This window comes from Paenibacillus fonticola DSM 21315, assembly GCF_000381905.1.
Taxonomy (GTDB): Bacteria; Bacillota; Bacilli; order Paenibacillales; family Paenibacillaceae; genus Fontibacillus; species Fontibacillus fonticola.
This window is the reverse complement of record NZ_KB907273.1, coordinates 1-12,209: the sequence shown is the minus strand read 5'-3', so window position 1 is coordinate 12,209 and position 12,209 is coordinate 1. Positions and strand designations below refer to the sequence as shown.

Here is a 12,209-nt window from a genome sequence, read left to right as displayed (position 1 = left end):
AAAAAAAGTAATCTTTGGGGAGGAGAATATTTTTGATTGGAAAGAATCTAGCAAATCCATCAATCTATGAATCTGTGAATAAAAGTTTTTATGCATCGGCACAAAAGTCGCAAGTTTGCATTTTTCTGTCTTATACCAGTGAAGATAGAAATACGGTAAAGAAAATTGGAGAATATATTCAGAATGCAGGTTTTGATATCTATTTAGACATTTATGATGAAAGTCTTCAGCACGCAGTATCTCAAGGTGATCCGATTGCAATTACTAAAAATATTGAAAACGGATTATCCGTATCCACAAATGTTTGCTGTATTGTTTCCGAGAAAACGGTGGGGTCATGGTGGGTTCCCTATGAAATAGGGTTCGGAAAAAAGGCTGACAAACCACTGGCAACACTTACATTAAAAGATACTGTTACAATTCCATCTTATTTAGAAATAACTCGAATAATTAGAGGAACTAGGAGTCTTAATAATTATTTAAATGAATTGAGTAAAAAATCAAGTCTATTATTTGAGTCAGCAAGTAATTTTATTGAAAAAAATCCTTATAGTATGGTTCAACATCCTCTTGATAATTATTTAACCTGGAAGGAGTAGTTTTGATGACTTATCAAGGTACAAGAAGAAAAGTTTTTATTTCACACTTTAGGGAAGATCGTCAAGAAGTAGATGCATTTATTGATAGATTTGCAAATAAGGAGAAAGTATTTATTCCGTATGTTCTTGGTGCTAATAACAATGATGAGTTCATACAAAGCCGGAATCCCGAGTACGTAATGACACAAATCAGGAAAAAGTACTTACAAGATACAACAGTTACAATTGTACTTGTAGGAAACTGTACTCATAGTCGTCGTTACGTTGATTGGGAAATTAAAACTTCATTAAGACAAGGAGAGTATACACCAAATGGTTTAATGGGGATCATTTTACCAAGCCAGGGAGAATCGGCACACCTTCCGCCTAGACTGGAAGCCAATTGGTCTTTAAGGCATGAAAATTGCTATGCTCGTTATTGGGTGTACCCAAATTCACCAGAGCAGCTGGGAAAATGGATAGAGGATGCATTTAATGCTAGGATCACAAGAAACCATTTAATAAAAAATTCACAAGATATGATGGGGTATAATGCCAAATGCAAAGTCTGTGGCGTAACTCATTAGGGAGAGATGGCAATGGCTGATTTTAATTCACCGCTTTCAATTTACTTTGTTTGGTACCCGTCAGATTCCGATAAAGTTAAACCTGTGTTTGATTACTGCTATTCTTTATTGTCTCGAGATATAAATAAACCATTCTCAAGGTCAATGAACCTCCCTATTTATTGTAGAACATGTATACATAAAGGGATTCCAAAAGATATCGAAGAACTATCACAAAAAAACTTAGTTTTTATTTTTATAAGTAGAGATTTAGTTGTCGATGATTCTTGGACAGAGTATATAAAAAAGATGACTCGACTAGATAAGTTAACTTTGATTCCTATTGCTCTTGATAAACTAGCATTCAAACATACTATGTTCGATTACCAAAATTTTATAAGAGCTTTTGAGTTTGATCAGACCTATTTAAACGATTTGTTCTTTATTGCAATTACTCATGAAATTTATCGTTTTTCATTGAATGAGGAATTTCAGAAAATAGCTAATGGCAAAGATAACGCTTTAAAACTTTTTTTAAGCCATACGAAGGATGGAGAAAATGGAATTTTTTTAGCGAAAGCATTGAAAAATTTTATTGATAACAGCTCGATGAGGAACTTTTTTGATGCAACAGATATTGCCCCGGGTTACAGGTTTGATGATGAAATTGTTGGGCATATAAAACAATCTACAATAATTGCCATTCATACTGACTCATATTCATCTAGATATTGGTGCCAAAGGGAAGTTATTAGCGCAAAAGATAATGATCGACCTATAATTGCTGTTGACTCTCTAGAAGAATTTGAAGACCGCAGGTTTCCTTTTGCAACTAATATACCAGGAATTCATATTAACCTTGATGGTGAGCCTACTCAACGAGATTTATTAAGAATATTAAGTGCTACTTTGCTAGAAACTGTACGTTATTTTTATGCTAAATTGTTATTGAAAGAGTATAAAGCAGTTGGGTTTATTGATGATAGAGCAGAAATTTTATCACGGCCTCCTGAAGTGTCAGACATAGATAAAATATTATCGGTTAATGAAAAAAGTGAAATAATAAGTAAATTTAAACAATTGGTGTATCCAGAGCCTCCTGTTTACTCTGAGGAAATAAATTTCTTGAGTAAGCTTGGAATTGAGTGTAAAACACCATTATCATTAAATTTTTGCCTTCTGACTAATAAAAACTTCGGAATTTCTATATCAGATCCGTCTATTGAAGATGTCACAGAAATTGGACAAACGCCAGCTCACTTGATCCAGCTTTCTCAGGATTTGACAAGGCATTTAATTTCTCGTGGAGCGGAGATTACTTATGGAGGCGATCTTCGCGATAATGGATTTACAGAGTTTATTTTTAACGAATCTTTGGCTTATCAAACAAGAGCTATGACAAATGAAATCCAATTGAATAACTATATTGTCTGGCCCATATATAGAGCTGATTCAGAGAAAGTAAAGGATTGGAAAGCAAATTTTATATCTATCGCACGGATGATAGAGTTGCCACCATCTGATGACGTTTTAGAATTTATTCCGAGTACTGACTCCTTTTTGCCTCCCTCCAATACACAGAATTTATATATTTGGAGTAGTAACCTAACGGAAATGCGAAAAATAATGGCTAATAGTTGTGATATTAGAATCTGTGCCGGGGGAAGACTTACGGGTTACAAGGGAATTATGCCAGGGATACTTGAAGAAATTATACTTACGAATCAGATGAACAGGCCGTTATATCTTTTGGGTGGTTTTGGAGGTGTCACAGCAAGCGTTTGTAAAGCAATTCAAAATAAGTCAATGCCAAGAGAACTCACAAAAGATTGGCAAGTTGAAAACAATGCAGGGTACAAAGAATTATTAGATTTATATTCTGAAAGAAACCCAGACATCATTGACTATAATAAAATATCAGAGTCTTTAGTGAATTTGAATTTAAACAATGGTTTGACGCAAGAGGAAAATTTAAAACTTTTTAGCACCCCATTTATAGATGAAGCTCTTTATCTTGTGTTTAGAGGTCTTCAAAATCTTTCCCAATGAAGCATAGATGGTAGCGAGGTGTTATTTATTGGAAATATTTATAAGTCATTCGCATAGTGATCGAGGATTCGTGAATATTTTATCCCTTGAATTAATAAATCGTGGATTTTATTTGTGGGTTGATAATTACGAACTGGAACCAAATCAAACATTAGATACCAGTATTCATGCAGCGATTGAAGAATGTTCTCATTTTTGTATGTTCTATCCGCGAGTTCAGTTAATTCTGAATGGTACTTAATGAGTTGAAAATAGCTTTTGAAAAGGAAAAGCAGGAGCAACGAGTTTGTAACATAGTGTAGATAAAATGGAGAGGCAGTTCATAGTGAACTGCCTCATTTATTCGTTCAATTCTAAGATCTTTAATCTCTAGTATTATGTTCGCTTCGGATTATCTGTTTGACCCAATATGTAGTCGATACTTACGTTGTAATAATTGGATAACTTTATTAGTACTAGGCTGGGAACATCTAAGTTTCCACTTTCATACCGCGAGTATGTTGCCTGTGTAATATTTAAATAGTCAGCCAATTGAGTTTGAGTTAAATCTTTATCTTCCCGTAAACTTCTTATTCTTTTATACATGATTATCACCCAAGCCAAGTTTAACTTATGCAATAACCGCATATTGACTTTTATGCAGTTTTCGTATAATTTTGGATGTGAGGCAACTCATGCAAACATAGAGGATGCAATCAAATATTACTTATTTATAAGGGGATGAAATGGCAATGGATATCATTATAGAAAAAATCTATAACGGATCATTGCAGCCAGACGCATACATAAATCCACAAGATCCCGAATATCGCAAACTTGCTAAGGAAACATCTGACCTCATGAAAGAATGTCAGAAAAGATTTTCGGAGAATGACTTTAGATTTATTGAAGGAATCATCGATTTATATGGGAAATCTTACTGTATGCATTCTACCGCGTCATTTGTCCATGGGTTTAAAATCGGTGCCCTAATGATGATCGAGGTGTTGGATACAAAGGGGGGAAAATAGAGAGGGAAACCTAAAGGGGGCGGGTACGACGAGCTACCAGTACGATAAAATAATTACGTTGACTTTTTGTCCTGACAATAATTATTGTAAGGACAAAAAAGCGAGGTAAAGAGATGTCCTCTAAAAAGATGGGGCGTCCTCCATTTGACAAACCCAAAAGGAAAACGATTGAGATACGTGTAGATGAGGAAACGATGAGCAAGCTTGATGCTTCTGCTGAAAAGCTGAATACGTCACGTTCTGCAATTGTTCGCAAAGGGATTGAAAGTAACAACTCTATGTGGTTTCATTTTATCTAAACCCCAGTAAGATAACATCATCAGTGCGGCGGAAAACACTGGACTTCCAGACCGCGCTTCAGTAACTCATGAGTTTATTTCTCTAATTGTCAGAGACCAAAACCAAGAAGAACAAAACAGCTGTATGGGCTAATTCCCCCTAAAAATCAAAGTTGAGGTCCTTCAATTTTCCGTTGATAGGTAGATAACACAACTCCCCCTACAATGAATAACGATCCAAGTATTTCTATGCCTGTGATCGGTTTGTATAATATTACAAATCCTAAAATCATAGCTACAAAAGGCTCTAAATTAGATAGTATAGACGCTTTTGAGGCATCTACATATCGAATGTTGCTATTCCAAATCAGTGCGGCAATTCCATGCACAACAATGGCGGTACCGATCAAAAGACTCCAATCAGAAATATCACCACTGATTCGCAATTGCTTGTCTAGTGTGAAAGCAAACGGAATCGATACGATCAATCCCACAATGTTCGAATATAAAGTAATCGTCATTGGGTCAACCCTTTGAGAGAGCATTCTGGTCATAATAATCATGATTGCGAATGTGACCATTGTTACAACAATCCATATGAGGCCTATGTCAAGATGCAAAGATGATAAATTGCCTTTAGCTACAACAAAATATATACCTACTACCGCTACGATAGAACCTAGCAGCATACGGGGAGTTAATTTTTCTCGTAAAAATACAGCTCCTAAAAAGCCGGTTAAAATCGGGGTTGTTGCTAATATTAATGCAGCTGTGGTTGGGTCAGCTGTTTGTAAACCGACAAAAAAAGACCACTGATTAATAAATACACCAATAATACCTAGCAATAAAATTGAAAATAAATCTGTTTTATTTACTCGTTTGAATTGTTTTTTGTAGAATGCTAAACCTGCCAGAAATAGTACAATAAACAAGAGTCGTAATGAGGTTAACAGAGCTGAAGAGAAGTGCTGAACTAAAATCTTCCCAAACACAAAATTGCTCCCCCATACGATTACACAGAAAGTCAACCACGAATAAGCTTTTAACATATATGATCCCCTTTTTTATATAAGTATTGACGAAATGACTTGTCAATAAACTTCCTGCCTAATTGGTCGGAACTATTTTAATATAATACCATGTTACTCATTTTGAATAAGAACCAAAAAAAAAGCAGCTGCTGATTCCAGCAACCGCTTAATCCTTGCTTATTGTATTCTTTTCCGCAGCAGCACGAGCAGCCAGATGATGCCAGCGGCCAGAATGGTGTGGCCGAGTCCGGCGATGTGCGGCAGGAAGCTGATATCGCTGCCGTTAATCTGCAGCATCCCGCGGACCGCCATGGTAGCGATGGAAATGAGGAGACCCAAGTTATATACGATATACCAGGCTCTAAAAGACTTCGCCTCATGCACCTGGAACAGCTTGGCAAGAATTAGGGCCACGATAAAGAATAGGAAGCCCAGTACCAGGATATGTGTATGAAGGGCAACGAGGACAGTATGCCCGCTGAAGTCGCTATGCTTGGTGATCTCACGATAGGCAACGCCGGAGATCAGGCCGAGAATGGCATAGAAGAAGGACGTATAATACAATTTTTTCATGATTTGTCTCCCCTTTAAGAGTTGTTCTTTATGATTTACGGTCAGTATAGCACGGGTAAATGAACGCAATATGAACACATTATGAAGGAATTTTAACAAAGTGAAGCGTTTCACTTGAGAGTTGGTAAATAATAAAGCAGCTGTCGACCCAAGATCAACAACTGCTTAAAAATACGATATTTAGCATACTTATGCACGGATGCTATAGTAATAGACTATATTAACAGATTAAGAATGAGTGCTTTATTCTCTTCCGTCAACGACCAGCTCGAGTTCACCTGTCATGGAGTCGATCAGCATGCCGTGAACCGGGATGTGCGGGGGAAGAAGCGGGTGTTTCTTAACGATCCCAACGGTATGGATTATGCCTTCTTTTTCGTCATTGAAGCCGCGGAGCCATTTTCTCAGTCGAATTCCCGAGTTCTCCAGCGTGCTCAGTACGTCATCTGAAATTCCGCGCTCTCTCATTTCATTAATCATATGCTCTGAGTTCAATGAGGCCATGCCACAGCCCGTGTGGCCGACGATGAACACTTCCTCAGCTTGAAGCTCGTAAATGGCGAGCAGCAAACTCCGCATAACCGATCCGAAAGGCTGGGAAATGACGGCACCGGCATTTTTAATAATTTTCGCGTCACCGTTGCGTAAATTCATCGCTTTGGGAAGTAGCTCGACAAGTCTTGTGTCCATACAAGTGACGATCGCGATTTTTTTGTCCGGGAATTTGTCGGTAATGTATGCCTCGTATTCTTTGTCGGTTACAAATTTCTTATTATGCTCCAAAATAGTTTCGATTTGGCTCATAGTGGGTAGTCCTCCTTTAGACTCTGGATTTGTACTTGCGGGCGATTCATGCGGCGTTCGCTGGATGCCCTTTTGCGAGACGCCATTTAAACGATATGTTTCTTCTGGGTTCATCTCCCCTAAGGCAAGCTTTCCGCGAAAAAACATTGTTTCAAAATTTGATTATACGTGGTGTAAAAAGTATCATCAAGAGTAGTGTTCAAATTTGCTGGATAGAGGTGGAAAAATATGAATCAGACAACCGCTTCAACTTGGGAACAATTTCAATCGCTTTTAGGCAAAATTAAAAGCTATCATGAAGCTGTAGGGTTAATGCACTGGGATCTTCGTACGGGAGCACCGAAAAAAGGAGCGCAGGGCCGTTCAGAGACAATCGGCGTATTAATGACGGAAGCGTTCAGGCTGCAAACGTCGGAAGAGATGGGAAATTTTCTAATGTATTTGCATTCTCCCTCCGTATTTGCCGAACTGGATGAAACGCAGCAGCGCATCGTTGCTGTCACCCAGGAGGAATACGATCGCAGTGTGAAAATTCCGCCTCAGAAGTATCAGGAATATTCGGAGCTTACCGCGCTCGCCGAGACGCTGTGGGAAGATTTCAAGGAGCAGAGTGATTTTGCCGGCTTTGAGCCATACTTGGCGCAAATCATAGAGAAGACCAATGAATTTATCGATTATTGGGGGCCGAAAGCTACCCGCTATGATACGCTGCTCCATATGTATGAACCGGATTTGACGGTGGAGAAGCTCGATAATGTATTCGGGCAGCTGCGGGATCGTCTTGTGCCGCTAGTCGAGGCGATCAAAGGCGCTACCTCGGAGCCGCAGGCATCCTTCATGAATCAGCTGTTTGCAAAAGACCAGCAGGAGAAATTCGGATTGTTCATGCTGGAGCAAATTGGATATGATTTCGAAGCCGGGCGTGTCGATGAAAGTGTTCATCCTTTTGAAATTACATTGAACCAGGGGGATGTCCGCATTACGACGCATTACATGCAAGACGACGTCACTTTCGCATTGTTCAGTTCCCTGCATGAGGGAGGCCATGCTCTGTACGAGCAAAATGTGAGTCCCGAACTGGCAGGCACGCCGCTGGGCGAAGGGGCATCGATGGGGATTCATGAATCCCAGTCCCGTCTGTGGGAAAATTTCATCGGGCGCAGCCATGAATTTTGGATGCGATATTACGACGATTTGCAGCAGCATTTTCCGGAACAGTTGAAGGATGTCACCGTGGATGAATTTTATAAAGCGGTGAACCGGGTAGAAAACTCGTTAATCCGGATTCAAGCCGACGAGCTGACGTATAATCTGCATATTATTATCCGCTATGAAATTGAGAAGCAGCTGTTTAACGAAGGCCTCTCAGTTAGCGATTTGCCTAAGGTGTGGAATGAGAAGTACAAGACCTATCTCGGCATGACGCCGCCGAATGACAGTATGGGCGTGCTGCAGGATGTGCATTGGTCCGGTGGCAATTTCGGATATTTCCCGTCTTATGCACTCGGCAATATGTATGCGGCTCAAATCGTAAACACAATGCGCAAGCAGCTGCCGCAGTTCGACCAGTGGATTACTGAAGGGAACTTCGTTCCAATCAAGGAATGGCTGACGGAAAATATTTATAAATACGGCAAGAGCCAAAAACCTGCTGAAATAATTAAGCGGGTGACAGGTGAAGACCTGAATCCGGATTACCTGGCTGATTATTTGGAGCAAAAGTATAAAGCGATCTACGGAATAGCCTAAACCAAATCAAAACGAAACAAAGCAAACAAATTAAATCAAACCAAACTAATCTAAACCAAACCATACTAAACCAAACCATACTAAACTAATCTAATCTAAACCCAACTAATCTAAAGCCAACAATCAAGTTAAATAAAATCAAACAAATCTAAAGCTGTTTTCAAATCCAGCTCTCAAAAAAAGGCCGTTACTGCATTGGTTACAACCGATGTCAGCAACGGCCTCTTCATGCATGTCATAACCATTTTCTAGGTATTCGCATACACTTTATTATGAGCTTGCTAGTAGAAAGAGGTGACCTGCATGTTAATCAAGCGCTCTGCCGCTTCCTGGATCGTCCTGCTTATATTATTTTCCGCCATACTCGGCGGATGCGGAGGCAGCGGCCAGTCACAACAAGTAAAAATTGGGGAAGTGACCCGTTCCATCTTTTACGCGCCGCAATATGTCGCATTGGAGAAAGGCTTCTTTCAAGAGGAGGGGCTGGACGTAGAACTGCAGACGACAGCTGGCGGAGACAAGACGATGACGGCTTTATTGTCCGGTGCGATCGACGTAGCCCTCGTTGGCGCTGAAACATCGATATATGTGTACCAGCAAGGGGCCGAAGACCCCGTTATCAATTTTGCGCAGTTGACCCAAACAGACGGGACTTTCCTCGTTTCCAGAGAGGAGCTGCCCGGTTTTGATTGGTCCCAGCTGCGGGGAGCCGTTTTCCTTGGCCAGCGTAAAGGCGGCATGCCGCAAATGGCCGGAGAGTTTACGCTGCGCAAGCATGGCATCGACCCGCATCAAGATCTCGAGCTGATCCAAAATATCGATTTTGCCAACATTACAGCCGCGTATGCCTCGGGAACCGGACAATTTGTACAGCTTTTCGAGCCACAGGCTTCGATTTTGGAGCGCGAGGGCAAAGGGCACGTCATCGCCTCCTTCGGCGCGGAGAGCGGACGACTTCCTTACACAGTGTTCATGACGAAGCAAAGCTATATGCAAAAACATGATCAGACCGTTCAAAAATTCACCAATGCAATCCGCAGAGCACAGGCTTGGGTACAGGAGCATTCTCCAGCAGAAACTGCGCGTGTCATTTCCCCTTATTTTAAAGATACAGACCTGGACATTATTGAGAGCTCGGTGAAGCGTTATTTGGAACAAGGCTCGTATGCCGAAACCCCTGAATTCAACGAGCAGTCATGGAACAATCTGCTTGATGTGATGGAAGGAGCAGGAGAGCTCAAGGAACGGGTGCCGTTCGACAAACTTGTTGACAACAAATATGCGCAATTTGCTATAAAGTCACTCCCAGTGCCTTGAAGAAAGGAGGGTGTGTAACGAGATGATCCCTGTCGTTCAATTGAATCAAGTAGATCTCGCTTATGTTACGGACCGCGAAGCGACGCTGGCGCTGCACAATATGAATCTTACCGTAGAACCCGGAGAGTTTATTAGTCTGGTAGGCCCGAGCGGCTGCGGAAAAACGACGTTGTTGTCTATTCTGGCCGGGCTGATCGCCCCCTCCAGGGGCGAGGTGCGGGTGAATGGGAAACTCGTTACCGGTCCGACGCCGGAAGTTGGTTACATGCTGCAGCAGGATTATTTATTTCCCTGGCGCAGCATACAAGATAATGTTCTGCTTGGCCTCGAATTGACGCACCGCAAAAGCAAACAGAGCGAGGAGCTGGCGCAAGACCTTCTCGAAGGGATGGGGCTTGGCGGGACAGCGCATTTGTATCCGCACCAATTGTCAGGCGGCATGAGGCAGCGTGTCGCCCTCGCCAGGACGTTAGCTACCAACCCTGATTTGCTGCTGCTGGATGAACCATTCTCCGCCCTTGATTACCAGACGAAGCTGCAGCTTGAGGATCTCGTGTTTGATACCTTAAAGCAGCGGAAAAAAACGGGAATTCTTGTCACCCATGATCTGTCGGAGGCGATAGCTGTTAGTGATCGCGTCATTGTCCTTGGGGCAAGGCCGGGGACCATCCGCAGCACGTTCGAGGTTCCGGTCCACATTCGCCAGGCTCAGCCTTTTTATGCCCGAGAAAAGCCGGGATTCAACGCTTTGTTCCATGAGATTTGGGGAGAACTTGAAGCTTCCGAAAGAAAGGAGCGAGTGTAATGGAGGGAGGAAAAATGCTGGGAAGTGCATCAGACATCCAATTTACCGGGAATAGCGATCAACGGGATATGCACAGCGCTGATTCCGATCATTGGCTGGCCCAGAAGTGGCAGCAGCATCAGCAGACCAAACGAAGGTTAAGAAGAAGCGTAATCGCCGTACAAATATTCATTTTATTTTTCGCCATCTTACTATGGGAAGCAGCAGGCCGGTTAAAATGGATCGACGTGCTTATTTTCAGCTACCCGACAAAGGTAGCCCAGCAAATAATGAAGGATGCCGTTAGCGGAGAGTTATGGCCGCATCTTGCCATGACGGTATCAGAGACCGCTGTCGGCTTTTTATTAGGAACGTTTATCGGCACACTGCTGGCAGTCATTATATGGTGGTCGCCTTTTCTATCCAAAGTCATCGATCCTTATATGGTCGTGTTTAACAGTATGCCCAAAGTCGCGCTGGGCCCGATCTTTATCGTCCTGTTCGGCGCCGGATTTACGGCCATTGTCGTCACGACACTTTCGATTACCGTGATTGTAACGACGTTGGTCGTGTACACGAGCTTCAATGAAGTGGATCCCAACTATACGAAGGTCATCCGTACCTTTGGGGGCAGCCGCCAGGATGTATTCAGGAAAGCAATCCTGCCGGCATCTTTTCCGACGATCGTCTCCACACTTAAAGTAAATGTCGGAATGGCCTGGGTCGGCGTCATCGTTGGGGAATTTCTGGTGGCCAAAGTCGGTCTCGGCTATTTGATCGTCTATGGCTTTCAGGTGTTTAATTTCACGTTAGTGTTGTCCAGTCTGGTCATAATCGCTCTTGTAGCTACCGCGATGTATCAGCTCGTCGTGTATATTGAGAGAAAGCTGGTTAAAGAACACTAGAATAACTTGTAAGTAACTAATGAAATGATCAACAAATGATCAAACTAATGCCATGAGCAACAAGTGTATCAACTAATGTGATCAATTAATGTAACCAATAATGTAACGAACTAATGTATCGAACTAATGTAATGAACTAATGTAACAAATATATGTAACGGAATAATGTAACGAATAATGAAACCAGCTAATATAACTTGCTAATGTAACCAACTAATGTAACCAACTAATGTAACCAACTAATGTAACCAACTAATGTAACCAACTAATGTAATGAAATAATGTAACCAATATATGTAACCAACAAATGCGATGATCAAACTAATGCAATGACCAAACTAATGCAATAATCCACTAGTATAATGTTCAATTATGAGCGTTCTCGCGAATTTCCTCATAATTGTCCGATCGCCGCTATCAATTTGAAATTGTCCTGCAACATAGCGGGGATTTCGAAAGGGGCGGTCTTTTTTTTGAGTAGCACCCTGCCATTGATTAAAGATTGGGTCCAGTGAGTGGCGTGGGTGTATGAAAAATCATACAGAATGGTCGTGTAGCGGCCTGA

14 protein-coding genes are annotated in these 12,209 nt (G+C 41.5%); 10 read left to right on the top strand and 4 right to left on the bottom strand.

Translation table 11 applies throughout. The annotated features are described in order from the left end of the window. Window positions 1–32 precede the first annotated feature (32 nt). Genes G358_RS0123525 through G358_RS34640 form a run of 4 tightly spaced genes read left to right on the top strand, consistent with a single transcriptional unit; the run spans window position 33 to window position 3,434 of the window. Window positions 33–599, top strand: a complete 567-nt coding sequence (locus G358_RS0123525; protein ID WP_019639714.1) for a toll/interleukin-1 receptor domain-containing protein — start codon at window positions 33–35, stop codon at window positions 597–599. Between the two features lie 5 nt (window positions 600–604). Continuing rightward, entirely contained in the window at window positions 605–1,165 is a 561-nt protein-coding gene (locus G358_RS0123520) for a TIR domain-containing protein (protein WP_019639713.1), read from the top strand. 12 nt (window positions 1,166–1,177) lie between these two features. Next, the gene (locus tag G358_RS0123515) at window positions 1,178–3,193 is read left to right on the top strand and encodes a toll/interleukin-1 receptor domain-containing protein (protein ID WP_019639712.1); all 2,016 of its coding nucleotides are present in this window, start codon (window positions 1,178–1,180) and stop codon (window positions 3,191–3,193) included. 7 nt (window positions 3,194–3,200) lie between these two features. After that, on the top strand, window positions 3,201–3,434 hold the full coding sequence (locus G358_RS34640; RefSeq protein WP_084662885.1) for a toll/interleukin-1 receptor domain-containing protein: 234 nt from the start codon (window positions 3,201–3,203) through the stop codon (window positions 3,432–3,434). Between the two features lie 134 nt (window positions 3,435–3,568). Here G358_RS34640 and G358_RS32615 read toward each other — a convergent pair whose 3' ends face one another. Beyond that, window positions 3,569–3,778, bottom strand: a complete 210-nt coding sequence (locus tag G358_RS32615; protein ID WP_019639711.1) for a helix-turn-helix domain-containing protein — start codon at window positions 3,776–3,778, stop codon at window positions 3,569–3,571. A gap of 146 nt (window positions 3,779–3,924) precedes the next feature. Between G358_RS32615 and G358_RS0123510 the strand changes: the two genes are divergently transcribed. Then, a complete protein-coding gene (locus tag G358_RS0123510; protein ID WP_019639710.1) occupies window positions 3,925–4,203 on the top strand; it encodes a DUF6809 family protein in 279 nt (92 codons plus the stop codon). Between the two features lie 113 nt (window positions 4,204–4,316). Further along, on the top strand, window positions 4,317–4,502 hold the full coding sequence (locus G358_RS0123505) for a ribbon-helix-helix protein, CopG family (RefSeq protein ID WP_026342431.1): 186 nt from the start codon (window positions 4,317–4,319) through the stop codon (window positions 4,500–4,502). A gap of 146 nt (window positions 4,503–4,648) precedes the next feature. Here G358_RS0123505 and G358_RS0123500 read toward each other — a convergent pair whose 3' ends face one another. The 3 genes from G358_RS0123500 to G358_RS0123490 form a co-directional block, all read right to left on the bottom strand. Then, window positions 4,649–5,530 carry a DMT family transporter gene (locus G358_RS0123500; protein ID WP_019639708.1) on the bottom strand — a complete coding sequence of 294 codons (882 nt, stop codon included), beginning with the start codon at window positions 5,528–5,530 and terminating at the stop codon, window positions 4,649–4,651. Between the two features lie 159 nt (window positions 5,531–5,689). Next, window positions 5,690–6,085 carry a DUF2871 domain-containing protein gene (locus G358_RS0123495; RefSeq protein WP_019639707.1) on the bottom strand — a complete coding sequence of 132 codons (396 nt, stop codon included), beginning with the start codon at window positions 6,083–6,085 and terminating at the stop codon, window positions 5,690–5,692. A gap of 243 nt (window positions 6,086–6,328) precedes the next feature. Beyond that, window positions 6,329–6,889 (bottom strand): beta-class carbonic anhydrase, encoded by a 561-nt coding sequence (locus G358_RS0123490; protein WP_019639706.1) that lies wholly within the window; start codon window positions 6,887–6,889, stop codon window positions 6,329–6,331. 228 nt (window positions 6,890–7,117) lie between these two features. Here G358_RS0123490 and G358_RS0123485 point away from each other — a divergent pair, with 228 nt between their 5' ends. From G358_RS0123485 to G358_RS0123470, 4 genes are all read left to right on the top strand, one after another. Next, window positions 7,118–8,638 carry a carboxypeptidase M32 gene (locus G358_RS0123485; RefSeq protein ID WP_019639705.1) on the top strand — a complete coding sequence of 507 codons (1,521 nt, stop codon included), beginning with the start codon at window positions 7,118–7,120 and terminating at the stop codon, window positions 8,636–8,638. A gap of 303 nt (window positions 8,639–8,941) precedes the next feature. After that, window positions 8,942–9,955: an ABC transporter substrate-binding protein gene (locus G358_RS0123480; RefSeq protein ID WP_019639704.1), complete on the top strand. Its 1,014-nt coding sequence runs from the start codon at window positions 8,942–8,944 to the stop codon at window positions 9,953–9,955. Window positions 9,956–9,977: 22 nt separating this feature from the next. Beyond that, a complete protein-coding gene (locus G358_RS0123475; RefSeq protein ID WP_019639703.1) occupies window positions 9,978–10,760 on the top strand; it encodes an ABC transporter ATP-binding protein in 783 nt (260 codons plus the stop codon). Continuing rightward, a complete protein-coding gene (locus tag G358_RS0123470; RefSeq protein WP_019639702.1) occupies window positions 10,760–11,644 on the top strand; it encodes an ABC transporter permease in 885 nt (294 codons plus the stop codon). The genes G358_RS0123475 and G358_RS0123470 overlap by 1 nt, the downstream gene beginning before the upstream one ends. Window positions 11,645–12,209: the final 565 nt, after the last annotated feature.

Coding starts and splice junctions, on each gene's coding strand:
- G358_RS0123470 (WP_019639702.1), top strand. CDS start 10,760: ATGGAGGGAGGAAAAATGCTGGGAAGTGCATCAGACATCCAATTTACC.
- G358_RS0123515 (WP_019639712.1), top strand. CDS start 1,178: ATGGCTGATTTTAATTCACCGCTTTCAATTTACTTTGTTTGGTACCCG.
- G358_RS0123485 (WP_019639705.1), top strand. CDS start 7,118: ATGAATCAGACAACCGCTTCAACTTGGGAACAATTTCAATCGCTTTTA.
- G358_RS0123495 (WP_019639707.1), bottom strand. CDS start 6,085: ATGAAAAAATTGTATTATACGTCCTTCTTCTATGCCATTCTCGGCCTG.
- G358_RS0123475 (WP_019639703.1), top strand. CDS start 9,978: ATGATCCCTGTCGTTCAATTGAATCAAGTAGATCTCGCTTATGTTACG.
- G358_RS32615 (WP_019639711.1), bottom strand. CDS start 3,778: ATGTATAAAAGAATAAGAAGTTTACGGGAAGATAAAGATTTAACTCAA.
- G358_RS0123510 (WP_019639710.1), top strand. CDS start 3,925: ATGGATATCATTATAGAAAAAATCTATAACGGATCATTGCAGCCAGAC.
- G358_RS0123480 (WP_019639704.1), top strand. CDS start 8,942: ATGTTAATCAAGCGCTCTGCCGCTTCCTGGATCGTCCTGCTTATATTA.
- G358_RS0123505 (WP_026342431.1), top strand. CDS start 4,317: ATGTCCTCTAAAAAGATGGGGCGTCCTCCATTTGACAAACCCAAAAGG.
- G358_RS34640 (WP_084662885.1), top strand. CDS start 3,201: ATGGTAGCGAGGTGTTATTTATTGGAAATATTTATAAGTCATTCGCAT.
- G358_RS0123490 (WP_019639706.1), bottom strand. CDS start 6,889: ATGAGCCAAATCGAAACTATTTTGGAGCATAATAAGAAATTTGTAACC.
- G358_RS0123520 (WP_019639713.1), top strand. CDS start 605: ATGACTTATCAAGGTACAAGAAGAAAAGTTTTTATTTCACACTTTAGG.
- G358_RS0123500 (WP_019639708.1), bottom strand. CDS start 5,530: ATGTTAAAAGCTTATTCGTGGTTGACTTTCTGTGTAATCGTATGGGGG.